Below are 23,364 nucleotides of genomic sequence, written 5' to 3' on the forward strand. Positions count from 1 at the left end.
CCCTCAGAAGGTTGAATGTCGGTTCACACGTAGCCCAGGATGCATTCCAGGGCCGTGGCCGTGCCGCCCCTGCGGCCGTCCACGTAGGCCCGCGTCTTGTTCCGCACGGCCTCGCGCTTGCGCGGCCGCGCCAGGGTGCGGGCCATCTGCTCGGCCAGTTCCAGGGCGCCGCCCACTTCCGTGACCAGCCCCTGGTCCACGATCTCCCGCCCGATCCAGGCGAAGTTGGTCCAGTAGGGGCCGATGCAGGGCGCCACGCCGTGGCACAGGGGCTCCAGGAAATTCTGGCCGCCCAGGTCCGCCAGGCTCCCGCCCACGAAGGCCGCCTTGCAGAATTCGTAGGCCGCGGACAGCTCGCCGAATACGTCCCAGAGGATCACGGACCCGGGGGGCGGCGGCGCCTGGAGCTGGGAGCGCAGGACGGGGTGCAACCCGGCCTCATACAGGGCTTTGCTCCAAAAGTCGAGCTTGTGCATGTGGCGCGGGAACAGGGCCAGGTTGGTCCTGGGCCGCTTCTCGGCGAGCAGCTTCACCGCCTTGACCACCTGCGCGGCCTCGCCCGTGCGCAGGGAGGCGAACACCGCGCAGGGCGCGTCGCCATCCAGGATCGCGCGCACCGGGCTGTCCGCGGGCGCTGGCTCGGGGTCCCCCCCGGGGAAGCGGTCGAACTTGATGTTCTGCATGCGGCCCACTCGCTCGGCCCCGAAGACCAGGGAATAGCGGTTGGCGGCCTCGGGGTCCACGGCCAGCACGCGCTGCGGGGCCAGGGCCCGGAACAGGCCCGAGGCGCAGAGATACCCGGCCAGGCTGCCGGTGTTCATGCGCGCGTTGGCCACCACCGCCGGGACCCCGTTCTCGCGGCACGCGGCCAGGAACCCGGGCCAGATCTCCGTCTCCAGGAGCACGGCCACCTTGGGGGAGAAGCGCTGCATGGCCTTGTCCATCAGCGACGGGGCGTCGAAGGGGAAATACGAGCAGAGCACGTTCAGGGCGTCGTGGCTGGCCAGGGCGTCGTCCGCGGCCTGCTCCAGGATGTCCAGGCCCTGGCGGGTGGTGCTGGTGGCCAGCACGTTGAGCTTCCTGTCCCTGGGCAGGCCCATGACCAGCTCCCGGGCCAGGTAGGCCTCGCCCGCGCTGGCCGCCTGGATCCAGATGTCCACGAAGCCCTCGGGAACCCCCTGCAGCAGGCGTCTGGCGAAGCCCTCGCGCAGGCGCGGGGCGCAGTACAGGGCGGGCACGGCCGGAATCCAGGCCAGGTTGTACAGGCCCAGCAGCAGCCGCGTGGACCGGGGCAGGCCGTTCACGGCCGCCTCCGCTGCTGGGCCAGGCCCAGCTCCATGAGCCGCCCGATGAGGGCCGCGAAGTCCATGCCCACGGCCTGGGCCTCCTGGGGCACCAGGCTGGTGGCGGTCATGCCCGGCAGGGTATTGACCTCCAGGAGCCAGGGGCCGTCGTCGGCGAGGATGAAGTCGCTGCGGCTGTAGCCCGCAAGCCCCAGGGCGCGGTGCGCGGCCAGGGATATCTCCTGCACGCGGGCCGTGGCGGCCTCGTCCAGGGGCGCGGGGCAGATCTCGTCGCACTTTCCGGCCACGTACTTGCTGTCGTAGTCGAAGAACGCGGCCCCGTCCTTGGGCCGGATCATGATCGGCGGCAGGGCCTCGTCGCCCAGCACGCCGCAGGTGATCTCCACGCCTTCCAGGCAGGGCTCGACCAGGGCCTCGCCCCCGCCCGAGAAGATGGCGTCCAGCGCCGGGCCCAGCTCCCCGGGTTCGCGCACCAGGCTCATGCCCAGGCTGGAGCCGCCGTTGTTGGGCTTCACGAACAGGGGATAGGCCAGGCGCGGGGTCCAGCTGGCCGGCGGCGGCGTGGGCAGGAATTCCCAGTCCGGCGTGGGCAGGCCCGCGTCGCGGAACAGGACCTTGGCCGCCGTCTTGTTCAGGGCCAGGAACGATCCGGCCGGGTCGGCCCCCTGGTAGGGGCAGCCCACCACGTCCAGCATGGCCTGGATCAGGCCGTCCTCGCCGGGCGCGCCGTGCAGGTTCAAAAAGGCGAAGCCGCAGGACCTAGCCGCCTCGGGCAGGGCGTCCAGGCCGTCGGTGAGGGGGTCGTAGTCCACGGGCTCGTGGCCCAGCTCCTCTATGGCCTTGCGGATGCCCCGCGCGCCCGAGAGGGAGACCTCCCGCTCAGGCGACCAGCCGCCCGCTATCAAAAGAACACGCATTGAGTTTGACCTCTAAGAGTTCATTGAAGGTATGTTCCACCGCCCGGCTCTGCTCCAGGGACTGGGTGATGCGTTCGCGGGCGCGTTCGGTCTTGCCGTAGCGCTCGAACAGGTCCGTGAAGCGCGCGCCCAGGGACACGGCCCTGTCGTGCTGCACGCGCTTGTCCGCGTAGAGCACGGCCAAGGACAGGAAATGCCGCGCCGCGTCCACGTCGAAGGGCCACCAGACGTGGTGCAGGACGCCCTGGGCCAGGGCCGGGTTGCGGGTCTCGGCGAGGACCCAGGACGCGCCCACCTGGGCGTGGCTGCCGCCGTGTTCGATGCAGTACATCTTGCCCAGGTCGTGCAGCATGGCCGAGGCCCGCACCGCGCGGGCCATGCCCGGGGATGCCGCGCCCAGCTCCTCGCCGCGTTCGGCCAGGGCCAGGGCGATGTCCGCCACCTTCTGGCTGTGCCTGCGGATGTGGTCGGGGACGGCGTACTTGTCCCACAGGGCCACGCAGGACTCGTCGTCGGGCACGGGCAGGGCGTCGGGCGCGGGAGCCGGGGCCAGATCGCCCGGGCGCGCGGAAAGAAACGTCCCCTTGTCCCGGTGGGCTTCGTGGTCGACGTGCTGGGAACTGGACTGCATGGAGCCGGGGATTCCTGTGTCTGGAGTTGGGCGTGCGGGGAGGGTCCCGGGACAGGAAGGGGCCGCGGGCGCGCCGTGCTTTCCGGTTCTATCAACCCCGGGCCGAAAAATAAAGAAGTCTTGCACCCCGCGCGCACGGGGGGCGGAAGAATCGCTCAAGGCGGGTTGAGGTACCGGCCGTTTTCGTAGTATGGCCGATCTCTCGGGCGCGGGCCCAGGTCCGCGCTTGTCTTCTTCTACCATGCGACAGAGCCCCGGAGGATGGATGTGAGCATTCTCGACAGGTTCAGCGATCCCGCCCTGTGCCGGACCCTGCTGGACAGGATTCATGCGGAGCTTGAGGACGAGCTGCGCTTCATGGAGGTCTGCGGCACGCACACCGTGTCCATCTTCCGCAGCGGCCTGCATACGCTTCTGCCCGAGCGGGTTGTGCATCTTTCGGGGCCGGGCTGCCCCGTGTGCGTGACCCACGACAGCGAGGTGGCCCTGTACCTGGACCTAGCCGCGCGCGAGGACGTCATCGTGGCCACCTTCGGGGACCTGATGCGCGTGCCCGGGCCCGGCGGCGCGAACCTCAAGGCCGCCCAGGCCGACGGGGCGCGCGTGGCCGTGGTCTATTCGCCCATGGACGCCCTGACCCTGGCCCGGGAGAACCCCGAGGCCAAGGTCGTGTTCCTGGGCATCGGCTTCGAGACCACGGCCCCGGCCGTGGCCGCCACCGTGCAGATGGCCGCCAAGATGGGGCTCACGAACTTCATGGTCCTGTCCTTCCACAAGCTGGTGCCCCCGGCCCTGCGCGCGCTCCTCGGGGACCCGGAACTGAACCTGCACGCCCTGATCATGCCCGGGCACGTGTCCACCATCCTGGGCATGGGACCCTATTCCTTCATCGCCGACGAGTTCGGCCTGCCCGCCGTGGTCACGGGCTTCGACCCCCTGGACGTGCTGCAATCCCTGTACGAGATCGTGCGCCAGCGCAACGAGGGCCGCGCCCAGGTGGTGAACAAGTATTCCCGCGCCGTGCACGACGAGGGCAACCCCAAGGCCCGGGCCGTGATGGACGACGTCTTCGCCCCGGCCGACGCCCTGTGGCGCGGCATCGGCCTGATCCCGGGCAGCGGCCTGGTCCTGGCCCCGGCCTACGAGAAGTACGACGCCATGAAGCGCCTGGGCCTCACGCTGGTGGAGGTGCCGCCGCTCAAGGGCTGCCGCTGCGGCGACGTGCTGCGGGGCAAGCTCGCGCCCAACAAGTGCCCGCTGTTCGGCAAGGCCTGCACCCCGGCCAAGCCCGTGGGGCCGTGCATGGTCTCCACCGAGGGCTCCTGCGCCGCCTACTACAAATACCACACGGACCTCTAGGCCCGCGTCCCATTCAACGCATCGAACTTGAACGAGGCCATAATGGACGACAAGCGGATTCTCCTGGACTACGGCAGCGGGGGCAAGGCCTCCCAGCGGCTCATCAGCGAACTGTTCATGCGCCATTTCGACAACCCCATGCTCAAGCGCATGGACGACGCGGCCTATCTGGAGGTGGACGGGCCCCTGTCCATGAGCACGGACACCTTCACCGTGGACCCCATCTTTTTCCCGGGCGGGGACATCGGTTCCCTGGCCGTGCACGGCACGGTGAACGACGTGGCCATGCTGGGGGCGAGGCCCCTGTACCTGTCCTGCGGCTACATCCTGGAGGAGGGGCTGGAGTTCGAGGTCCTGGAGCGCATCGTGGTCTCCATGGCCAAGGCCGCGCGCGACGCGGGCGTGGCCATCGTCACCGGGGACACCAAGGTCGTGCCCAAGGGCGCGGCGGACAAGATATTCATCAACACCACGGGCGTGGGCCGGATGCTGGTGGCGGACTACCCCAGCGGGTCCAAGGCCCGGCCCGGGGACGCGGTCATCGTCTCCGGCACCATGGGCGACCACGGCCTGACCATCCTGGCCCAGCGCGAGGGCCTGACCTTCGAGACGCCCGTGCAGTCCGACAGCGCGGCCCTGAACCAGATGATCGAGCGCCTGCTCATCGAGGTGGGGGACATCCACGTGCTGCGCGACCCCACGCGCGGCGGCCTGGCCACCACCCTGAACGAGATCGCCGGGCAGTCCGGCGTGGGCATGGACATCGTCGAGGACGCCGTGCCCGTGGCCGAGGGCGTGCGCTCGGGCTGCTCGTTCCTGGGGCTGGACCCGCTGTACCTGGCCAACGAGGGCAAGCTCATCTGCATCCTGCCCGAGGCCAAGGCGGACAAGGCGCTGGAGGTGCTCAGGAGCGACCCCAAGGGCGCGGGCGCGGTGCGCGTGGGCACGGTCACCGAGGCCAACCCGGGCAAGGTGGTCCTGGTCACGCCGCTGGGCGGGCGCAGGCTCATCAACATGCTGGAGGGCGAACAACTGCCGCGCATTTGTTGAGCCTGGCTGGACAAACTGTCGAGAAACGCATGCGCCCCGGGAAGCCTCCCGGGGCGTTTTCGTTTGCTCGGGGCGGGCCCGGGCTCCGCGCCTTGCGGCGGAAAAGGAAAAGGAGTACCAGCCTGTTCTGGAGGAAAACCGCATGACCGGAATCGATATCGCACTGCTGCTGGTCCAGATCGCCCTGACCCTTGTCCTGCTGCGCCTCAAGAATCCGCATCCCAAGGGCTCCCGGGACTACGTGACCCTGCTGCTCTGCCGCGTGGCCATGATCCTGGCCGTGTGGTCGCTGTGGTCCTTCCGCTTCGGCCTGGGCGCCTTCGTGCCCGGCGCGGCCGGGGCGGTCATCGCCCTGTTCGCCGCCGCCCTGGGCCGCACCAAGCTGGGCCTCGTCTCCCTGGCCCTGTGCGTGGTGCTTCCGGCCGTGGGCATACTCTTCCAGAGCCCGTACTAAAGGCCGCGGCTCCCGCCGCCCATCCGAAAATGAACGCCCCGGGGATCGAATCCCCGGGGCGTTTTTGGCATAAAATTATGTTTCTTGCCCTGTTGAGTTGATAATGGCCACGACTTCTAGGGAAGATTCCGGAAGAGCTATGTCTTTTGGTTGATCGGGTGGATCGAATAAGGCTCGAAGTGTTACCGGCTTTGCCGTCTCGTCAGGGTGCAGCCAATCGCTGAATTTATCATGTCTCAAAACCCAATTTTCGATTTTGGACTTGGTTGTTTTGTCTAGGTTATCCTACCTGTAAGAATAGCCTAATGGCGGTTTATGGTAGGTTTTCTTGACAATGTTCGGTTCTGGAAACGAATCGGGGAAATAACTCATTTTGTCCTCCTGGCGGCTGGAGTTTTTGAGTTGTTACGGGGTAATGAGAGAGCGTTATCAGTTTGCATACTTTTCGTATAGGGTCGCAGAAAATGAACGCCCCGGGGACAAAGTCCCCGGGGCGTTTTTGCGTCCGCGCCCTGCGTGCAGGAGGACGATGGGAGCGGGCGGAGCCGGTTCAGCCGCAAGACGACGGAGTCAATTTCTCCGAGGTGACGTTCAGGCCGTAGGGACCGGCGTCGATGGTCAGGGGCAGGGCCAGTTCGGCCAGGTCCTGGGCCAGCACGAAGGTCAGGCCGGCGGCTTCTACTGTGGTGTCGAGAGGGCCAGGTTCGTCCAGAACCATGGAGAAGCGCACGCCGCCTCAGCCGGGGGCGGCGAAGATGCGCACGGGCTCCGGATTGGGGCCCACGGCGTCCCGGATGATTTTCAGGGCCTCGGGTGTCACGTTGATCATATGGGGTCTCCTTGTGTTCGCGTGGGGGAGCTATGCCTTCTGGGCCTCGCAGGCCGGGGCTGTCTCGCATTGTTCTCCGAAGATTCGGTCCGTGAAGCGTACATACCAGGCCGCCGACTGTACCTGAACCACGTAGGCCGCCGCAATGACCAGGGCCGCGTCCGCCCCGCGCTCGCCGAAGGCGTTCAGCGCGATGGCCAGGGCGATGGACAGGTTGCGCATCACCGAGCCGTAGACCAGGGCGATGGCGTCGCCGCGCGGCAACAGCAGCCGCCCCAGGAGCGAGGACAGGCCGAAATTGAAGGCGTAGAGCAGGGCCAGGGGCACGAGCAGGAACAGCACCACCTCGGGCGCGGAGGCCACGGCCCGGGCCTTCAGGGCCATGGCCGTGAACACGATGCCCAGCACGCCGACGACCGACAGCCCCGGGAAGCGTGGGGCCCAGCGCTCGCCGAAGGTCCGCTTGCCCACGCGCCGGACCAGCCAGGCGCGCGTTGCCCAGCCCAGGGCCATGGGCAGGAACACGATGAGCCCGATCTGGCGCGCCACGGCCGCGACGTCCATCTGGATGGCCGCGCCCATGAGCGCCTGCACGTACACGGGCGTGGCCAGGGCCCCCAGGGTCAGGCCGATGACGGTCATGCGCACGGCGGCGGGCACGTTGCCTCCCGCCAGGCCCGTCCAGGAGATGGTCATGCCGCTGGTGGGCACCAGCCCGGCCAGGAGCAGGCCCAGGGCCATGAAAGGCTGGTCGCGGAAGAAGATCATGCCCAGGGCGTAGGCCGCGAAGGGCACCAGGGCGAAGTTCACCACCTGGGTCATGGCCTGGAGCTTCCAGTCCTTGACGCGCAGCACCTCGCGCACGTTCAAGGTGACCATCATGGGGTAGACCATCAGGAAGGTCAGGGGCGCGATGAGGACCTTGAGGGGCGCGGCGTCCGTGGCCAGCCCCCAGGCCAGGCCCAGGGCCATGGCCGCCGGGATGGCGAGGACCAGCCGGGTGTTCAGGGTTTTCAGCAGTTTCCACATTGTGGGGGGCCTCCTGTTTTTGATAAGCATGAGGACGGGCCGGACCCGCTGTGCGGGAAGCCGAGGTGCGTCCATGGCCCGTACAATAGACGCGCGGCGGGCGCGGCGCATTGATGCGCGTCAACGCGGAGGAAGAAAATGGGAAACGTGGCGCTTTTGCAGACCCTGCCCCTGTTCGCGGGGGTGCCCGAGGAGCAGCTGGCCGCCCTGGCGGCTCGGGCGCGGGTGCGGTCCTACGCGGCCGGGGAGCTCATCGTGGGCCAGGACGAGAGCCCGCGCGGGTTCTACGTGGTGGTCTCGGGGCGGGTGAAGCTGTTCAAGGTCTCGGCCGAGGGCCGGGAGCAGACGGTCTACGCCTTCGGCCCGGGCGAGCCCTTTTGCCTGTGTTCGGTGTTCGAGGGCGAGAAGTTCCCGGCCAACGCCGCCGCCCTGGAGGACAGCCGCGTGCTCGTGGCCCCGCCCGACGTGTTCGAGTCCGTGGCCCGGGCCGAGCCGTCGCTGTTGTTCAACATCCTTCTCGTGCTCTCGCGGCGGCTGAAGGACGCCATGACCCTGGTGGAGTCCCTGTCCCTCAAGGAAGTGCCCCAGCGCGTGGCCGCGTACCTGCTCCAGGCCCCGCAGGAGGACGGGCGCGTGGACCTGCCCGTGACCCACCGCGAGCTGGCCAAGATAGTGGGCACCACCCCGGAGTCCCTGTCCCGCAGCCTGCGCCGCATGGCCGAGGCCGGGCTGGTGTCCGTGGAGGGCCGCCGCGTAACCCTTCTGGACCGCGCGGGACTGGAGCGGTGCTCGGAGGAAGGCCTTTAGCCGCAGCTCGGAAAAGTTTTCTCCCGCAGGCCGTTCAAAAATAGCGCTTCGCTGAGATGCAAGGCGCAAGGAAAATGCAAGACCGACGCGTACTCCCCGTACGCGAGGTTTTGCTTTTTCGCAGCAGCGAGGTGGCGAAGCGCCGAAGCGACGCAGCAGATCGCTGTTTATGGGCGGCCTGCGGCGCGTTTGCCCGCGCTGGCCACGACCAGGTGATGAAAGGGGCGGATGCAGTTGAAGTACAGGGCTCCGGTCCAGCGCCGGTAGCGCACGGCCGTGAGCACGTGGAAGCGTACGGCCCCGCCGCCGGAGGGCTCGGCGGCCACGCCGAACCAGGCCGTGAGGTGGTTTTCCACGGCTTCGCCCAGCCAATAGCGCTCGGGTTCGGCGCACAGCACCGTGAGAAAGCGCAGCTTTTCGCCCGGGGCGAAGGGTACGGCGGACGGGTCCAGGGACGTGCGCTCGGGCACGGAGCGGCTGATTCCCAGCAGCGGGACCAGGGCGCTGCGCACGGCGTACAGGGCCTTGATCCAGGCGGGGTCGTGGCTCAGGAGCCGGGCCAGGAACGTGGGCAGGCCGCAGCTTCCCGTGAAGGTCTTCACGTCCACGTGGTCGGCTTCGCGCAGGATCTGCTCCAGCCCCGGGATTGTTTCCCGAACGGCGTTCAGGGCGTCGGAGGCGGGCGGGTGGTTCGAGGTGGGCATGGTCGTCTCCCTAGCGGGTCACGCGCGCGGCCAGGGGCATGCGCCAGCCCGTGCCGAAGGCGCGGTCGGTGATTTTCAGGCCGGGCGCGGCCTGGCGGCGTTTGAACTCCGCGATGCGCACCAGGTGCGCCACGCGGTCCACCACTTGGCGGTCGAAGCCCAGGGATGCCACCTCCTCCGGGGAATCGCGCAATTCCACCAGCCGGTGCAGGATGGGGTCCAGGACCTCGTAAGGCGGCAGACTGTCCTCGTCCTTCTGGTCCGGGCGCAGCTCCGCGCTGGGGGGCTTGGTGATGATCACGTCGGGGATGATCTCGCGCCCGCGTTCCGCGTTCAGCCAGCGGCAGATGGCGAAGACCAGGGTCTTGGGCACGTCGGAGATCACGGCCAGGCCGCCGCTCATGTCCCCGTAGATGGTGCAGTAGCCCACGGCCAGCTCGCTCTTGTTGCCCGTGGTCAGGAGCAGGGACCCGTACTTGTTGGACAGGGCCATGAGCAGGTTGCCCCGGATGCGCGCCTGGATGTTTTCCTCGGTCACGTCCCGTTCGCGGCCCGCGAAGGCCCCGGCCAGGGTCTCGTCCATGGCCCGCATGGCTTGCTCGATGGGCAGGGTCAGGGTGCGGATGCCCAGGTTCGCGGCCAGGGCCAGGGCGTCGTCCACGCTGCCCTGGCTGGACCAGGGCGAGGGCATGAGCACGCCCAGCACGTTCTCCGGCCCCAGGGCCTCGGCGGCCACGGCCGCGGTCAGCGCCGAATCAACGCCCCCGGACAGGCCCAGCAGCGCGGTCTTGAATCCGCACTTGCCCACGTAGTCCCGCACTCCCAGGACCAGGGCGCGCCAGGTCTCGCTTTCGGCTGAAAAATCGTCGGGCTCCACGCGGCCCGAGTCCTCGGACAGGTCCGCGGTGTCCACCACCAGGATGTCCTCGTCAAAGGCCCGGGCCCGGGCCGCGACGGTCCCGTCCGGGGCCACGGCCATGCTGCGCCCGGCGAAGACCAGGTCGTCGTTGCCGCCCACCTGGTTGCAGTAGACCAGCGCCTTGCCGCGCTTGGACGCGGCGTGGGCGAGCATGGCCTGGCGCACGCGCTGCTTGCCCAGGGTGAAGGGCGAGGCCGAGATGTTGGCGACGAGGTCCGCCCCGACCACGGCCGGGGAGTCCATGGGGTCGCCCGCGTAGCGGTGGGTGTTCCAGAATTCCGCGTCGTTCCAGAGATCCTCGCAGATGGTCACCGCCACCCGCACGCCCTCCACCTCGAAGGCTCCCGGGCCGTGGCCGGGCTCGAAATAGCGGTCCTCGTCGAACACGTCGTAGGAGGGCAGCAGGGTCTTGTGGAACAGGGCCTCCACCTGGCCCGCGCGCAGCAGGGCGGCGGAGTTGAACAGCGGCCTGCCCGCGCCCGATTCGTTCTGCGTGGGCAGGCCCACGAGCACGGCCGGGCCATCGGCCAGGTCGCGGGCCAGGGCCTCCAGGCGCTCGCGCGCAGCGCGCACGAAGGACGGCGTGAGCAGGAGGTCGCGAGGCGGATAGCCGGTCAGCGCCAGTTCCGGGGTCAGGCAGAGGTCCGCGCCCAGGTCGCGGGCGCGGGAAACGGCGAGGGCGATCCGGGCGGCGTTGCCAGCCAGATCGCCCACCGTGGGATTTTGTTGCAGCAGGGCGATGCGCATGACGTGGAGCCTGGGCTAGTCCTCGGAGTGCCCCTGGGGAGCCGAGCCCCCGGCCATGCGCTCGGCGATGATTTCCTTGGCCCGGAGCGCCAGCTTGGAGACCTCGGGCTTGGAAACCTGCTCGTCCGCGCCCACGGAGTCGCCCTTGTGGCGCAGCTTGTCCGTGATCAGCGAGGAGAACAGGATCACGGGCAGGTCGCTGAGGAAGGGGTCCTTGCGCACGCGCACCGTGAGGTTGTGGCCGTCCATACTGGGCATCTCGATGTCCGAGACCAGGACGTTCAGGTAGTCCCAGAGGGCCTTGCCCTCCTCCTGGGCGCGGTCGCGGATGGATTCCAGGCGCTCCCAGGCCTCGCGGCCGTTGTTCACCGTGTCCACGGCGAACCCGGCCTTGGTCAGGAGGTCCCGGAGCATCTCGCGCACCAGGGAGGAGTCGTCGGCCACCAGCGCCCTGTAGTCGGCGTCGGTGGTCCAGTCCAGGGACTCGTCCAGGCGCAGGCCCAGGGCCGGGTTCAGGTCCGCCACGATCTTCTCCAGGTCCAGGATGAAGATGATGCGCCCCTCCAGCTTGACCACGCCGGTGATGGAGTTGTTGGACAATTCGGAAATGTAGCGGTTTGGCGGCTCCACCTCCTCCCAGCTGATACGGTGGATGCGGGTCACGCCCGAAACCATGAAGGCGGTGGTCACCTGGTTGAACTCCGTGACCACGACCTTGGGGTCCTCGTGCTGGGAGCGTTCCTTGCCCAGCCACATGGAGAGGTCCACCAGGGGGATGATGTGCGAGCGCTGGTTGAAGGCCCCGAGTACCGAGGGATGATTGACCTCGGGCATTTCCGTGATCTTGGGCATGCGGATGATCTCCAGGACCTTGGCCACGTTCACGCCGTAGTAGCCCTGGTAGGTCTCGCCGTCCTTTCCCGGCTCGTCGAGGAAGAACTCCACGATTTCCAGTTCGTTGGTGCCCGATTCAAGGAGAATATTGGTCGTCTGGTTCATGGGGCCTCCGTGTTCGTGGTACGGGCTGTTGGGGGCAGGGCCGCCAGCGCGGCGCGTACCGCCTCAATGGTTTTATCATGCGTTGACGCTCCGGCTGTCAAGCCGATAACGGTGCAATCCTTGAAATGTGCGGGATCGAGCTCCTCGGCCGTCTCCACGTGGGTGCAATCCACGCCCTGTTCGAGCACCACCTTGGCCAGGCGGCGGGTGTTTCCGCTCTGGTAGCCGCCCACGACCACCATCCTGTCCACCTCGCGGGCGATGCTCACGGCCTCTTCCTGGCGGACCTTGGTGGCGTCGCAGATGGTTTCCAGCACGGGGAAGGGCTTGGGGATGCGCGAGGACAGCGCCGCCCGGATCTCCTGGAAGGCCACCTTGTCCTGGGTGGTCTGGGCGGCCATGAAATAGTCCTTGTCCGCCTCCAGTTTCGGCAGCAGCTCTTCCAGGGAGCCGAAGACCAGGGCGTCCGGGCCGGCGTAGCTTAAGAGCCCGCGAACCTCGGGGTGGTTCTCCTCGCCGTAGAGCATCAGCGTCTGGCCCAGGGAGGAATGCTCCTGGATGAGCAGCTGGGCCTTCTTGACCTTGGGGCAGGTGGCGTCCACAACGCGCACGCCGCGTCCGCGCAGGGTCTCCTCCAGCTCGCGGGGGATGCCGTGGGCGCGGATGACCACGGTGCTGCCGGGCTCGGCCTCCTCGGGGGAGGAAATCTGGCGCACGCCCTGGGCCTCGTACATGGCCAGGACCTGGGGATTGTGGATGATGGGCCCCAGGGTGTGGATGGGCCCCTGGGCGGTGGCCAGGGTCGTGTCCAGCTTCTTCAGGGCCAAGCTGACGCCCATGCAGAACCCGGCTGTCTTGGCGAGTCGTATTTCCATGTCCGTTCCCGTTCGTGGGTGTTGGAATGCTCAACTATACAGCAAAATTTTCGTCCCGGCCATGGTCGGCGCGGGAAAGGAAGTCCGCGACCATTTCCTCCAGCTCGGCCCACTCTGCGCAGTGCACGATGCGGGCGCGCAGCGCCCGGGATCCGGGCAGGTGGCGCACGTAGCGGGGCACGATGGTGCGCATCTTGAGCAGGGCCTTGCGCTCGGGCAGAAGCTCCCGCGCCAGTTCCGCGTGGCGGCGGATGGCCCGGCCCAGGGCCTCGGGCGTGCGCTCCGGGGGCGTCTCCCCGCGCACGCGGGCCGCGTACTCCTGGAATATGGCCGGGCCGTACAGCGCGCCCCGGGCGAACATGACCCCGGCCACGCCCGTCTCGGCCACGCAGCGGGCCCCGTCCTCGGCCGTGAACAGGTCGCCGCTGGCCAGCACCGGGATGGAGAGGGCCGGGACCAGGGCGCTCAGGCAGGACCAGTCGGCCCGGCCGGAATAGCCCTGGCGGGCCGTGCGCGGGTGCAGGGCGACCCAGGCCGCGCCCGCGTCCTGCACGCGTCGGCCCACTTCCAGATAATTGTCCTCGCCGTCGACCCAGCCCCGGCGGAACTTGACCCCCGAACGGCCGGGGCCGGCGGCCCTGGCCATGATCGCCGCCAGCCGCGCCAGGAGCTCGGGGTCGCGCATCAGGGCCGCGCCCGCGCCGGTCTTGTTGACCTTGCGCACCGGGCAGCCCGCGTTGAGGTCGAAATAGCGGAACCCGCGCTCCAGGAGCTGGTCCATGGCCCGGGAGATGCTGTCCTCGTCCGCGCCGAAGAGCTGCACCACCAGGGGCGCGTCGTCCCCGCGCGTGGCCAGGAGCTTGTCCGTGTTCGCTCCGCCGAAGCACAGGCCCTTGGCGCTGACCATCTCCGTGACCGCGGCCGCAGCCCCGTATTCGCGGCACAGGATGCGGAACGCGAGGTCCGAGAAACCGGCCAGCGGGGCGAGCCAGGGCTTGCCCGAGGCGATGAAGGGCGGGCGGGACGGTGAAGGCAAGGGGGTGCTCCGGGAATCAGAAATAGTTCGCTGCTGCGCGTGTAGCATTGCGCCGCGCTTGCTGACAAGCCCGCAGGCTTGCGGCAGGCAAATAATCATCACATGATCGGGGGTTAGGCCGAGATCAAAACCGCTGTCGTATCGGAGGGTTTCAGAAAAACATAAGGGGCGATTTCCCCGGCCTGTCCCAGGGGGCAGCCGGGATCAGACGCGGCGGGCGAAGCGCAGGCCCCCCGGCGCCGAGGCCAGGATCTGGGCCAGCAGGCCCGCACGGGCGGCCGGGGGCAGGGTTGCTGGGGCGGGCATGTCCAGGCCCTCGGGGGTCAGGCCGCGCCCCCGGACCAGGGCCTCGAAGGCCCCGGCCAGCTCCGGGCGCTCCAGGAACAGCCGCGCGCCCGTGCCGCCCGGCCCGGAGACGAGGCGCAGTTCGCACTGGCCCTGGCCGGGCAGGGCGAAGGACAGGCCCGTCTCGGTGCCGTCGTCCTTCGGGCGCCGGCGGGTCAGGATTTCGTGGGACAGGGTCTCGGGCAGGAGCCAGGGCTCGTAGCCCAGCATGGGGCCGCCCCGGGCCTTGAGCAGGGCGTTCACGTCCGTGACGGCCCGGATCACGGCGGCGTATGCCTTCTCCGCCTCGGGGGCCGCCTTGAGGGCGGCCAGAAAGGCTTTCTCGCGGGCCTCGGGCCCGCCCCGGGCCTGCCCGGTCTTCTCGCGAACGTCCCAGGACAGGGCCTCGAACCGGGCGCGCGCGGCCCAGAAAGCCCCGGCCGCCGGGCCCATGGGGTTGCCCTGGCTCTGGGCCACGTGCAGTTCCTGGAGCAGGATTTCCGGGTCCAGGCTGAGGATGATGAACAAGAGCAGGCTGCCGGGGGCGGGATTGGACTGGATGCGGGCGCTGAGCTCGATGCCCTCGAAATCCACCCAGGCCTGGCCGGGGGTGTCGCTGCCGAGCACCCGCCCGGTGACGCGTTCGCCCACCCTGTGCCGCCTGCGGAAGGTTCCGGCGCGGTCCCGGCCCGGGCCGTGGCCGCCTCCGTTTCCCGAGCCGTATCCGCCGATGCGCATCCAGGCCTCCGGCTAGTGCTCGGCCTGTTCGAGGATCAGTTCCACCTCGTCCATGCTCAGGCCCGTGGACGAGGCCAGCTCGGGAATCGTCCGCCCCTGGCGGCGGCCCGAGAGGATGATCTCGCGCAGGAACTGCGGGGATCGGCTCACGCTTTCGGCCTGCTTGATGAGTTTTTCCAACTCCCTGGTCTTGGCGTCCAGGGCTTCGTCCAGCTTTTCCAGACCGGCCTGGCGCTGGGCGAAGGTGGAGACGAGCTCCTGTTCCAGCTCGGCGTTGAAATGCAGTTTCTTGAGGAGGTTTTCCTGGTTTTCCTGCAGGGCGCTTAAGAGCGCCTCGGAACGCTTGAGGCGGAAGAAGAAGACAAGCACGACCACCAGAACGACCAGTTCCGTGAGGCTGACCAGGAACAGCAGGGTGAGGGAGGAGGACATGGAGATGCCTTTTGCGGCGCGGCCGCGGATTTCAGATCTTGAGGTTGATGATGTTGCCCGCCCAGGGGGTGTTGGGAGTGGATTCGCGCTCCTCCTCGGGCTCTTCCTCGGGATTTTCCCGCCGTTCCCCGGCCTGGCGCTTGCCGTGCTCCCGCTCCTGGTCTCCCACCACGGAGGACTTCTCCTTCTTCTCGGCCTTTTCGACCCTGGACCTGGACAGCTCCTGCTGCTGGCGCGACAGTTCCTCCGAGAACTCGGCCTGGGTCTTGGGGCTCTCCTGCTGGGCCGCCGTCACCTTCGCCAGATGCGGCAGTTGGGCCAGCAGCACGGGGAGGTTGATCGTGGTGGACATCTTATTTTACCAGGTATTGCTCGATAAGCAGTTGCTCCAGTCTGTCGACGCTCAAATACTGGTTGACCACCGAGAGGACATCAGCTTTGAGGGTCTGTGCATTTTTCTTATCGGACAGGAAAGTCAAATCCTTATTCCGAAGATAATAGTAGATGGCGTCCCTGAGGATGGTCGTCTTCTGCGTTATCTCGAAGGACAGCTTCTCGTTTGTGGTCACTGCGGTGAACTGGCAGACCAGGAAGCGTATCTTCTGGTCCTCGCCCTTCTGTTCCACCCAGAAGGGGGCCAGGGGCACCAGGAACTCCTGGGGTTCCGGTTCCTTCTCGACCACGGGCGGCGGCGGGATTTCGCCTTCCTGGATTTCAGGCTCGGGCTGGACGACTTCTTCAGGGGCGGGGGAGAGCAGGAGGTACGCCAAAAGCGCACCGATGAGCAGCAGGAGCCCGGCCGCCGCGGGAATGACGATCTTTTTGTTCTTGTACCAGGGCTCCTTTTCTTCATCCAGCCCCGGCTCCGCGAGGGAAACCTCCTCTTCTTCCTCTTCCTCCTCCTCCTCGTCCTCGTCGTCTTCGAGGAAGGGGGCGTCCTCCAGATCCAGCTCGACTTTTTGCTGTTCTTTGGGGAGATCCTGGGCCAGTTCTCCCGCGTCGAGTTCGGCCTTGGCGTCCCCGTCGGAGTTCTCCATCACGGAGGAGAGATCTTCCTCAAGTTCGGTGTCGGGGACCTGGAGCACCATGCTTGCGTCCGGCGGTCAAGCGCGCGGGCTTACCTGTTCTCGAAAATCTTGTCGATCTTCTGGCCCAAGGTCTCGGCCGTGAAGGGCTTGACGATGTAGTTGGAGACCTTGGCCTGCACCGCCTCGATGATGTTCTCCTGCAAGCCTTCCGCGGTGACCATGAGGAAGGGGATGTCCTTGAATTCCTCGCTTGCGCGGACCTTGCGCAAGAGGTCGATGCCCGGCAGCTCGGGCATGTTCCAGTCGGAGACGATGAAGTCGATCTTGTCCTTGTTCAGGACCTCCCATGCGGTGCTGCCGTCGTCGGCCTCAACGATATTGTTGAAACCCAGTTGGCGCAGGATGTTCTTCACGATGCGGCGCATGGTGGAGAAATCGTCCACGACGAGGACGCGCATGTTCTTATCGTAACCCATTGATGTGACTCCTTTCACTTAGTCCAGCCCGTAGGCTGCCCGAAATTTTTTCCTGAGCTTCGTCAAGGCCTGGGAGTGCAACTGGGACACCCGGCCTTCGGTTATGCCCATGACCTCTGCGGTTTCCCGCATATTCAACTCATCACTGTAATACAAGGATAGTACCAGCTTTTCCCGAAGGGTCAATTCGTCTATCAATTTGGCGATTTTGTCAATGACGTCCTGGAGGGCGGCCGAGCGGTAGGGCTCGTTGTCCTGGTGGGCGCTGGTTTCCGGGGAGAACTGTTCCTGGATGGTCTCCAGGGACAGGCAGAGCTGGTTCTGCAGCGCGGCAAGACCCGACTCCACGTCTTTGCGGGACAAACCTGTCTCTTCCATGAGTTCCTCGTGCGTGGGCTTGCGCCCGGTCTGGTGCTCGAGCCGGCGGGTGGCATCCTCCAGGGACCGAACCCTGGCGCGCAGCCCGCGCGAAAACCAGTCCATGCGCCTGAGCTCGTCGAGCATGGCGCCCTTGATGCGGTTCTCCGCATAGGTCTCGAACTTGATGTTCAGTTCCGGCTTGAACTTGCGCAGGCATTCGATGAGCCCAAGCGCGCCGGCGGACATGAGCTCGTTCAGGTCCACCTGCTGGGGCAGCTTGCCCTTGAGGCGCAAGGCGAGAATCTTGATCTTCGGCGCGTAGTGCCGGACGATTTCGTCCTTGCACCGGGCGTCGAAGTCTTCCCACTCGACTTCACCGGACTCGAGCAGCTTCCAGGGTTCATTCCTGGAAGAGGAGTCTTTTCCAGAAAAATTTAATGTTGCCATCAAGTTGCGCCGTTCCCTTCCACGTAGTTATCTTCTCGGCCACCTTGTCGAGGGCCAGGGCCGCCGGACCGCCGGGCTGCGCGATGCAGAACGGCTTCTGGCCGACCACGGCCTTGCGCACGTCCGGGTCCAGGGGGATCACCCCGGCGAGGTCCAGGGATATCCCGGACAGAAAATGATCGCAGGCGTTGTGCAGCTTGGAGTAGACCTCCTTGGCCGCGGCCGGGGTCCTGGCCATGTTCACCACCACCCGGAAGCGCTCCACCCCGTGCTCGGCCTTGAGGACCTTGATCAGGGCATAGGCGTCCGTGAGCGAGGTGGGCTCGGGCGTGAGCACCAGCAGGCGCTCCTGCACGGCCAGGTTGAAATAGAGCACGTTGGCGTCGATGCCCGCCCCGGTGTCCACGATGAGGAAGTCGATGTCGTCGTCCAGCCCGTCCATGGCTTCCAGGAGGTCCAGCTTCTGGCCGGTGTCCAGCTCCAGCATCTGGGTCACGCCCGAGGCCGCCGGCAGGATCTTGAAGCCGTAGGGAGTCTCCAGAAGCACGTCGGCCAGGGTCGCGCCCTCCTCGAAGAGGTGGAAAAGGTTCTTTCCCGGCGTCAGCCCGAGCAGGACGTCGACGTTGGCCAGGCCGAGGTCCGCGTCCAGGAGCACGACCCGCTTGCCCTTTTGCGCGAGTTTGCAGGCCAGGTTGACGCTGAGGTTTGTCTTGCCCACGCCGCCCTTGCCCGAGGTCACGGAGATGACCTGGGGGGCGGTGGTGCGGCGGGCCGCTGCGGGGGACGTCCTGTCCCTAGTGATCGTATCTGCCACGTGTCTCCTCGACGGGGCTGTGCGGCAACTCTTTTTTGAACAAGAGCTTCCAAAGCATGACGGACTCGGCCGGGACCAGGGTGCCGCGGATGCCGGACCCGAACGAGAGGGCCGAGGCGGGCAGGCCGGTGGCGTATGCCGCATTGACAATGTCCCCGAAGTTACAGGCTTCATCAAGCTTCGTCCAGATGATGGAGCGGGTCAGCGGGGATTTGTGTCGCCTGACGAACTGGCGCAGCTGCGCCGGGGACCACAGCGGGGACAGGGCCAGGTGCACGGCCGTGTCCTTGCGCAGGGACAGGCCCATGAATTTCATGAGGCTGTCCAGGTCCATCGCCGCGCTGGTGGGCGGCAGGTCGATGAATATCCTGTCAAACTTTTGTCCGCGATCCAGGGTCTCGGTCATCTGCCGGGCGCTCTCCACGGCCGCGTAGGTCATGCCCGAGAGTTCGGCGTAGCGCCTGAGCGTGGGCGAGCCCTTGCCGCCCGTGGCGTCCACCACCAGGATGCGCGCCGAGCGCCGGGCCTGGTGATGCCTGATGGCCAGGCGCAACAGGGCGGTGGTCTTGCCCGAGCCGCTGGGGCCCGTGACCGCGTGCACGCGCTCGGTCCAGCGGGCCGGGCCGAAGGGCGCCGCGCCCACCATCTCGCCCAGGGGGCCGAGGATGGACGTGTCGCGGTCCCTGCCCAGGGCCGTGAGCAGGGCCATGAGCGCGCCTTCGCCCACGCCCTCGCGCTCCAGGTGGCGCAGGGCCTGGCGCTGGCGCGGAGCCAGGGCGGAGAGGTCCAGCTGCGGGCGCATCAACGCCATCATCTGGGCCTGGATGGCGTCCCATTCCCGGTGCCACTCGCCCCAGCCCGGAGGCGGCCCGTCCACGGGGGAAGCGCCCGGGGCGTCGGGGCCCGCGTCGGCGTCCAGGGCCGCGGTGATCTCGCACCAGCGCCGCCCGTCCCGGTTGCGGTTCTTGGTGGACAGGATGACCGCGTCGGGGCCGAGCTCGGTCTTGACGAGGTCCAGGGCGCTCTTGGTGTCCTTGGCTGAGTACGTTTTAACCTGCATAGGGTATGTCGATGTTGGCTAGGGTTTGCAGCTTCACGTCCGCCGGGATCTCCGCCTGGGAGATGACCGGCAGATTGGGGATGAACCGGGCCAAGAGTTGCGCCAGGTGCGGGCGGACCACCGGGGTGGCCAGCAGCACGGGCTGGCCGTCGGTGCCCACGGCGCGTTCCGCGGCGTTGTTGATGGTCTTGATGATCTCCTGGGCCATGTTGGGGTCCATGGCCAGGTAGGAGCCCTGGTCGGTCTTGCGGATGTTGTCCGTGAAGGCCCGGTCCACGTTCTGGGACAGGACCAGGATGGGCAGGGCCCCCTGGCTGTCCATGTAGGGCTTGATGACCGTGCGGGACAGGCGCGAGCGCACGTATTCCGTCAGCTGGTCCGGGTCCTTGATGGCCTTTCCGAAGTCGGCCATGGTCTCCACCACCGTGAGCAGGTCGCGGATGGAAACGGATTCGCGCACCAGGTTCTGTAGGACCTTCTGCACGCTGCCCAGGTCCATGGCGCCGGGCACCAGCTCCTCCACGGCCTTGGGCGAGCGTTTGGAGAGGTTGTCCAACAGCGTCTGGACCTCCTGGCGGCCCAGGAACTCGTGCATGTTGCGCTTGAAGACCTCGGTGAGGTGCGTGGCGATGACCGTGGCCGGGTCCACCACGGTGTAGCCCGCCAGCATGGCCTCCTCCTTCTTGGTGGCCGGGATCCACAGGGCCGGGAGGTTGAAGGCCGGCTCCACGGTTTCGATGCCCTGGATGCGGTGCTTGGCGTCGCCCGGGTCCATTGCCAGGTAGTGGTCGACCATGATCTCGCCCGCGGCCACCTGGTTGCCCTTGATGAGCACGGAATACTGCCCGGGCTTGAGCTGCAGGTTGTCGCGCAGGTGCAGGGAGGGCACGATGACGCCCATGTCCAGGGCGAACTGGCGGCGGATGGAGCGGATGCGCGCCAGGAGGTTGCCGTCCTGCTCCTCGTCCACCAGGGGGATCAGGCCGTAGCCCACCTCCAGCTCCAGGGTGTCCAGGGGCAGGAGCGCCTGCACTTCCTCGGGGGTGTCCAGGGCCGGATTCTTTTTCTTTTCCTTTTCCTGGGCTTCCTTGGCCATGTCGCTCTGCGGGCCCGCGACGCGCGAGAGCAGGAACAGGATGCCCGCCAGGGCCGAGAAGACGAAGAACGGCATGCCCGGCACCAGGGCGAAGATGACCAGGATGGCGGAGACAAGCTTCAGCGCGCGGCTGTGATAGGTGAGCTGTGCGAGGAACTCCTCGCCCATGCGCGCTTCGGCGGCCGCGCGGGAGACGATGATGCCCGCGCTGGTGGAAATGATGATCGACGGGATGGTGGAGACCAGGCCGTCGCCGATGGTCAAGAGGGTGTAGGTCTGGGCCGCGTCCATCCAGTTCATGTCCTGCTGGACCATGCCGATGAAGATGCCGCCCACGATGTTGATGGCCGTGATCAGGATGCCGGCCTTGACGTCTCCGGACACGAACTTGCCCGCGCCGTCCATGGCTCCGTAGAAGTCGGCCTCCCTGCGGATGTTCTCGCGCTCGGCCTTGGCCTCGTCCTCGTTGATGAGCCCCGCGTTGAGGTCGGCCTCGATGGCCATCTGCTTGCCGGGCAGGCTGTCCAGGGTGAAGCGCGCCGCCACCTCGGCGATGCGCGTGGTGCCGCTGACGATGACCATCTTGTTCAGGGCGAAGAGCACCAGGAAGATGACCACGCCCACCATGTAGTTGCCGCCCACCACGAACTGGCCGAAGGTCTGGATGACCTTGCCCGCCGCCGAGGTGCCCTCGTTGCCGTGCAGCAGGATCAGACGGGTGGAGGCCACGTTGAGGGACAGGCGCAGCATGGTGGTGACCAGCAGGAGCGAGGGGAAGATGGAGAATTCCATGGGGCTGGACATGAACATGGTGGTCACCAGGACCACCAGGGCCAGGGAAATGGAGACCACCAGCATGACGTCGAGAAACACCGTGGGCAGCGGGATGAGCATCACGAAGAGGATGGTCACCACGCCGCCGGCCAGCAGCAGATCTCCCTGCTTGGCGAATTTCTCGTAGTCGAGGTTCAGTCTGCCTTTCTTCTTAGCCATAATTCTGACACCCTCGAGGGATTCCGGATGCTTGGGCGTTAGGGCCGGTTGCGCTTGAACTTGTCGAGCTGGGCGAGGAGCGAGGCCGTGGCCTGGAACAGTTCCTCGGGGATCGACTCGCCGACTTCAACGCTTTTATACAAGGCCCGTGCCAGGGGCTTGTTCTCGCGGATGGGAACGCCGTTTTCCCGGGCCACTTCCTTGATCTTCTCGGCCAGGTGGTCCGCGCCCTTGGCCAGGACCATGGGCGCCGGGGCCAGGAACGGGTCGTAGCGCAGGGCCACGGCGATGTGCGTGGGGTTGGTGACCACCACGTCGGCCTTGGGCACGTCGGCCATCATGCGCTTGGCCATGGACTGCAGCATCTTCTTGCGCTGGGCCATCTTGATCTTGGGGTCGCCCTCCATCTGCTTGCGCTCGTCCTTGACCTCGTCCTTGGTCATCTTGAGCTGTTCCTCGTAGTCCCAGCGCGTGTACCAGGTGTCGGCCAGGGCGATGACCAGCATGGGCACCAGGGCGTAGATAGTCATCTTGGCCCCGGTGGTCAGGAGGTAGACCGCCACGCCCTCGGCGTTGGTGAAGAACAGGGGGGCCACCCGGTCGATCTCCTCCTTGAGCACCAGATAGGGGGCGAAGCCGATGGCGATGGCCTGCATGAGGCTCTTGCCCAGGTTGATGAACATCTTGGGGTTGAGCATGAATTTCTTCAGCCCGCCGATGATGTTGAAGAACTTGTCGAATTTGGGCTCGAAGACCTTGAGGGTCCACAGGGGGCCCACCTGCAGGCGCTGGGTCAGGTATCCCACCAGGCCGACGAACATGATCACCGGCAGGATCATGAAGGCCATGCGCATGGCCATGTCCAGGAGCAGGTTGTAGGTGCGGCTGGGGTCCAGCTGCATTTTCGGCGCCGTGCCCAGGAACCAGGAGAAGATGGTCTTCAGTTCGCCGCCGATGACGGTGACGTAGATATGCAGGGCGATGAGCCCGGCCACCAGGACCATGGCCTTGCCCAGTTCCTGGCCCTTGGGGACGTTGCCGTCGTCGCGGGCCTTCTTGCGCCGCTTATCCGTGGCTTGTTCTGTTTTGCTCGGATCCGCCTGGCCCATGGCCGCGCTCCTTGGCTAGTGCGGCGCCACCAGGCGCAGCAGGTGGCCGAACATGGGACCCATGCCGGAGATGAAATCCTCAACGTACAGGGACAGGGTGGTGAAGAGGATTCCGAGAAAGAAGAAACCCACGGTGATCTTCACGGGGAAGCCCAGGATCAGGACGTGCATCTGGGGCGCGGCGCGGCCCACCAGGGCCAGGGCCAGGTCCACCAGGAAGATGGCGCCCATGACCGGGGCCGAGATCTTGATGGCCAGGACGTATATCTGGCCCGCGAACCTGACCAGATCGGCGCACATCTCGGGGTTCAGGAACAGGCCGCCCGGGGGCACCAGGGCGAAGCTGTCGGCCAGGCCCTGGAGCAGGTAGAGGTGCCCGCCCAGGCTCAGGAAGGTGAGCAGGGTGGTCATGTACAGGAAATGCGAGGTGATAACCACGCTGGTGCCCGTGAGCGGGTCCACCACGTTGATCATGGAGAAGCCCATCATGAAGCCGATGACCTGGCCGCCCATCTGCACCGCGGCGAACAGGAAGCGCACCACCAGCATGAGCATCAGCCCCATGACCAGCTCGCCCATGAGCATCAGGGCCAGCTGGAAGGGGTGCGAGGGCATCAGCGAGCCGGGAAAGGAAAGGTGCGGCCACACGGCCCAGGAGAGCACGATGCACAGGGAGGCCTTGACCGTGTTCGGGATGGCGTTGCCGCCGAAAAAAGGCAATAAAAAAAGGATGATGCTGACCCTGAACAAGGTCAGCAGAAAGCTCATCATGGTGGCGGGGTCGAAATTGAACAGGTCCATGCCCGGGGGAATGCAAGGGCCGGGCC

Annotated in this window: 25 protein-coding genes; 4 read left to right on the plus strand and 21 right to left on the minus strand. The window is 66.8% G+C overall.

The features are described from left to right. Positions 1-23 precede the first annotated feature (23 nt). From ACYYG1_RS12210 to ACYYG1_RS12220, 3 genes are read right to left on the minus strand one after another with little or no spacing between them, the layout of a single operon-like run. Complete coding sequence (locus tag ACYYG1_RS12210) at positions 24-1,304, minus strand: 3-deoxy-D-manno-octulosonic acid transferase (RefSeq protein ID WP_461210596.1); 1,281 nt, start codon at positions 1,302-1,304, stop codon at positions 24-26. After that, complete coding sequence (locus ACYYG1_RS12215) at positions 1,301-2,221, minus strand: D-alanine--D-alanine ligase family protein (RefSeq protein ID WP_461210597.1); 921 nt, start codon at positions 2,219-2,221, stop codon at positions 1,301-1,303. Before ACYYG1_RS12215 ends, ACYYG1_RS12210 begins: the two co-directional genes overlap by 4 nt. After that, positions 2,184-2,852, minus strand: coding sequence for an HDIG domain-containing metalloprotein (locus ACYYG1_RS12220; RefSeq protein WP_461210598.1), 669 nt, complete (start codon positions 2,850-2,852; stop codon positions 2,184-2,186). Before ACYYG1_RS12220 ends, ACYYG1_RS12215 begins: the two co-directional genes overlap by 38 nt. Positions 2,853-3,113: 261 nt before the next feature. Here ACYYG1_RS12220 and hypD point away from each other — a divergent pair, with 261 nt between their 5' ends. The 3 genes from hypD to ACYYG1_RS12235 all read left to right on the plus strand — a co-directional run bounded on the left by hypD (position 3,114) and on the right by ACYYG1_RS12235 (position 5,715). Then, the gene (gene hypD / locus ACYYG1_RS12225) at positions 3,114-4,211 is read left to right on the plus strand and encodes a hydrogenase formation protein HypD (protein ID WP_461210599.1); all 1,098 of its coding nucleotides are present in this window, start codon (positions 3,114-3,116) and stop codon (positions 4,209-4,211) included. A 42-nt stretch (positions 4,212-4,253) separates the two neighbouring features. Further along, a complete protein-coding gene (hypE, locus tag ACYYG1_RS12230; RefSeq protein ID WP_461210600.1) occupies positions 4,254-5,261 on the plus strand; it encodes a hydrogenase expression/formation protein HypE in 1,008 nt (335 codons plus the stop codon). A 142-nt stretch (positions 5,262-5,403) separates the two neighbouring features. Then, on the plus strand, positions 5,404-5,715 hold the full coding sequence (locus ACYYG1_RS12235; RefSeq protein ID WP_461210601.1) for a hypothetical protein: 312 nt from the start codon (positions 5,404-5,406) through the stop codon (positions 5,713-5,715). 550 nt (positions 5,716-6,265) lie between these two features. On the opposite strand, the gene ACYYG1_RS12240 is transcribed toward ACYYG1_RS12235, so the two are convergent. Further along, positions 6,266-6,445: a hypothetical protein gene (locus ACYYG1_RS12240; protein ID WP_461210602.1), complete on the minus strand. Its 180-nt coding sequence runs from the start codon at positions 6,443-6,445 to the stop codon at positions 6,266-6,268. 129 nt (positions 6,446-6,574) lie between these two features. Continuing rightward, on the minus strand, positions 6,575-7,573 hold the full coding sequence (locus tag ACYYG1_RS12245; protein WP_461210603.1) for an arsenic resistance protein: 999 nt from the start codon (positions 7,571-7,573) through the stop codon (positions 6,575-6,577). 138 nt (positions 7,574-7,711) lie between these two features. Here ACYYG1_RS12245 and ACYYG1_RS12250 point away from each other — a divergent pair, with 138 nt between their 5' ends. Next, positions 7,712-8,380 (plus strand): Crp/Fnr family transcriptional regulator, encoded by a 669-nt coding sequence (locus ACYYG1_RS12250; protein ID WP_461210604.1) that lies wholly within the window; start codon positions 7,712-7,714, stop codon positions 8,378-8,380. Positions 8,381-8,547: 167 nt separating this feature from the next. Here the strand turns inward: ACYYG1_RS12250 and ACYYG1_RS12255 are convergent, their stop codons facing one another. From ACYYG1_RS12255 to fliR, 16 genes are all read right to left on the minus strand, one after another. Next, positions 8,548-9,084, minus strand: coding sequence for a DUF2867 domain-containing protein (locus tag ACYYG1_RS12255; RefSeq protein WP_461210605.1), 537 nt, complete (start codon positions 9,082-9,084; stop codon positions 8,548-8,550). Positions 9,085-9,094: 10 nt separating this feature from the next. Next, on the minus strand, positions 9,095-10,750 hold the full coding sequence (locus ACYYG1_RS12260; protein WP_461210606.1) for an NAD+ synthase: 1,656 nt from the start codon (positions 10,748-10,750) through the stop codon (positions 9,095-9,097). Between the two features lie 15 nt (positions 10,751-10,765). Further along, positions 10,766-11,749, minus strand: a complete 984-nt coding sequence (locus ACYYG1_RS12265) for a chemotaxis protein (RefSeq protein ID WP_461210607.1) — start codon at positions 11,747-11,749, stop codon at positions 10,766-10,768. Continuing rightward, entirely contained in the window at positions 11,746-12,624 is an 879-nt protein-coding gene (gene ispH, locus ACYYG1_RS12270) for a 4-hydroxy-3-methylbut-2-enyl diphosphate reductase (RefSeq protein WP_461210608.1), read from the minus strand. Before ispH ends, ACYYG1_RS12265 begins: the two co-directional genes overlap by 4 nt. 34 nt (positions 12,625-12,658) lie before the next feature. Further along, on the minus strand, positions 12,659-13,660 hold the full coding sequence (locus tag ACYYG1_RS12275) for a tRNA dihydrouridine synthase (RefSeq protein WP_461210609.1): 1,002 nt from the start codon (positions 13,658-13,660) through the stop codon (positions 12,659-12,661). A 204-nt stretch (positions 13,661-13,864) separates the two neighbouring features. Next, positions 13,865-14,722: a hypothetical protein gene (locus tag ACYYG1_RS12280; protein ID WP_461210610.1), complete on the minus strand. Its 858-nt coding sequence runs from the start codon at positions 14,720-14,722 to the stop codon at positions 13,865-13,867. A gap of 12 nt (positions 14,723-14,734) precedes the next feature. Then, positions 14,735-15,154, minus strand: coding sequence for a hypothetical protein (locus ACYYG1_RS12285; protein ID WP_461210611.1), 420 nt, complete (start codon positions 15,152-15,154; stop codon positions 14,735-14,737). A 31-nt stretch (positions 15,155-15,185) separates the two neighbouring features. After that, positions 15,186-15,506, minus strand: a complete 321-nt coding sequence (locus tag ACYYG1_RS12290) for a hypothetical protein (RefSeq protein ID WP_461210612.1) — start codon at positions 15,504-15,506, stop codon at positions 15,186-15,188. A 1-nt stretch (position 15,507) separates the two neighbouring features. Next, positions 15,508-16,242: a flagellar basal body-associated FliL family protein gene (locus ACYYG1_RS12295; RefSeq protein WP_461210613.1), complete on the minus strand. Its 735-nt coding sequence runs from the start codon at positions 16,240-16,242 to the stop codon at positions 15,508-15,510. 29 nt (positions 16,243-16,271) lie between these two features. Next, complete coding sequence (locus ACYYG1_RS12300; protein WP_461210614.1) at positions 16,272-16,658, minus strand: chemotaxis response regulator CheY; 387 nt, start codon at positions 16,656-16,658, stop codon at positions 16,272-16,274. A gap of 18 nt (positions 16,659-16,676) precedes the next feature. After that, positions 16,677-17,465, minus strand: a complete 789-nt coding sequence (locus tag ACYYG1_RS12305; protein ID WP_461210615.1) for a FliA/WhiG family RNA polymerase sigma factor — start codon at positions 17,463-17,465, stop codon at positions 16,677-16,679. After that, positions 17,419-18,279, minus strand: a complete 861-nt coding sequence (locus ACYYG1_RS12310; protein WP_461210616.1) for a MinD/ParA family protein — start codon at positions 18,277-18,279, stop codon at positions 17,419-17,421. Before ACYYG1_RS12310 ends, ACYYG1_RS12305 begins: the two co-directional genes overlap by 47 nt. Next, positions 18,260-19,339, minus strand: a complete 1,080-nt coding sequence (locus tag ACYYG1_RS12315) for a flagellar biosynthesis protein FlhF (RefSeq protein ID WP_461210617.1) — start codon at positions 19,337-19,339, stop codon at positions 18,260-18,262. Before ACYYG1_RS12315 ends, ACYYG1_RS12310 begins: the two co-directional genes overlap by 20 nt. Next, a complete protein-coding gene (flhA, locus tag ACYYG1_RS12320; protein ID WP_461210618.1) occupies positions 19,329-21,428 on the minus strand; it encodes a flagellar biosynthesis protein FlhA in 2,100 nt (699 codons plus the stop codon). The genes ACYYG1_RS12315 and flhA overlap by 11 nt, the downstream gene beginning before the upstream one ends. A gap of 38 nt (positions 21,429-21,466) precedes the next feature. Continuing rightward, a complete protein-coding gene (flhB, locus tag ACYYG1_RS12325) occupies positions 21,467-22,537 on the minus strand; it encodes a flagellar biosynthesis protein FlhB (RefSeq protein WP_461210619.1) in 1,071 nt (356 codons plus the stop codon). Between the two features lie 15 nt (positions 22,538-22,552). After that, positions 22,553-23,338 (minus strand): flagellar biosynthetic protein FliR, encoded by a 786-nt coding sequence (fliR, locus tag ACYYG1_RS12330; RefSeq protein WP_461210620.1) that lies wholly within the window; start codon positions 23,336-23,338, stop codon positions 22,553-22,555. Positions 23,339-23,364: the final 26 nt, after the last annotated feature.

Source organism: Desulfocurvus sp. DL1XJH-121, assembly GCF_054819825.1.

Bases quoted from the DNA above. Each gene is read 5' to 3' on its own strand.
- ACYYG1_RS12215 (WP_461210597.1), bottom strand. From the start codon at position 2,221: ATGCGTGTTCTTTTGATAGCGGGCGGCTGGTCGCCTGAGCGGGAGGTC.
- ACYYG1_RS12220 (WP_461210598.1), bottom strand. From the start codon at position 2,852: ATGCAGTCCAGTTCCCAGCACGTCGACCACGAAGCCCACCGGGACAAG.
- hypD (WP_461210599.1), top strand. From the start codon at position 3,114: ATGGATGTGAGCATTCTCGACAGGTTCAGCGATCCCGCCCTGTGCCGG.
- hypE (WP_461210600.1), top strand. From the start codon at position 4,254: ATGGACGACAAGCGGATTCTCCTGGACTACGGCAGCGGGGGCAAGGCC.
- ACYYG1_RS12235 (WP_461210601.1), top strand. From the start codon at position 5,404: ATGACCGGAATCGATATCGCACTGCTGCTGGTCCAGATCGCCCTGACC.
- ACYYG1_RS12245 (WP_461210603.1), bottom strand. From the start codon at position 7,573: ATGTGGAAACTGCTGAAAACCCTGAACACCCGGCTGGTCCTCGCCATC.
- ACYYG1_RS12250 (WP_461210604.1), top strand. From the start codon at position 7,712: ATGGGAAACGTGGCGCTTTTGCAGACCCTGCCCCTGTTCGCGGGGGTG.
- ACYYG1_RS12255 (WP_461210605.1), bottom strand. From the start codon at position 9,084: ATGCCCACCTCGAACCACCCGCCCGCCTCCGACGCCCTGAACGCCGTT.
- ACYYG1_RS12260 (WP_461210606.1), bottom strand. From the start codon at position 10,750: ATGCGCATCGCCCTGCTGCAACAAAATCCCACGGTGGGCGATCTGGCT.
- ACYYG1_RS12265 (WP_461210607.1), bottom strand. From the start codon at position 11,749: ATGAACCAGACGACCAATATTCTCCTTGAATCGGGCACCAACGAACTG.
- ispH (WP_461210608.1), bottom strand. From the start codon at position 12,624: ATGGAAATACGACTCGCCAAGACAGCCGGGTTCTGCATGGGCGTCAGC.
- ACYYG1_RS12280 (WP_461210610.1), bottom strand. From the start codon at position 14,722: ATGCGCATCGGCGGATACGGCTCGGGAAACGGAGGCGGCCACGGCCCG.
- ACYYG1_RS12285 (WP_461210611.1), bottom strand. From the start codon at position 15,154: ATGTCCTCCTCCCTCACCCTGCTGTTCCTGGTCAGCCTCACGGAACTG.
- ACYYG1_RS12290 (WP_461210612.1), bottom strand. From the start codon at position 15,506: ATGTCCACCACGATCAACCTCCCCGTGCTGCTGGCCCAACTGCCGCAT.
- ACYYG1_RS12295 (WP_461210613.1), bottom strand. From the start codon at position 16,242: ATGGTGCTCCAGGTCCCCGACACCGAACTTGAGGAAGATCTCTCCTCC.
- ACYYG1_RS12300 (WP_461210614.1), bottom strand. From the start codon at position 16,658: ATGGGTTACGATAAGAACATGCGCGTCCTCGTCGTGGACGATTTCTCC.
- ACYYG1_RS12305 (WP_461210615.1), bottom strand. From the start codon at position 17,465: ATGGCAACATTAAATTTTTCTGGAAAAGACTCCTCTTCCAGGAATGAA.
- ACYYG1_RS12315 (WP_461210617.1), bottom strand. From the start codon at position 19,339: ATGCAGGTTAAAACGTACTCAGCCAAGGACACCAAGAGCGCCCTGGAC.
- flhA (WP_461210618.1), bottom strand. From the start codon at position 21,428: ATGGCTAAGAAGAAAGGCAGACTGAACCTCGACTACGAGAAATTCGCC.
- flhB (WP_461210619.1), bottom strand. From the start codon at position 22,537: ATGGGCCAGGCGGATCCGAGCAAAACAGAACAAGCCACGGATAAGCGG.
- fliR (WP_461210620.1), bottom strand. From the start codon at position 23,338: ATGGACCTGTTCAATTTCGACCCCGCCACCATGATGAGCTTTCTGCTG.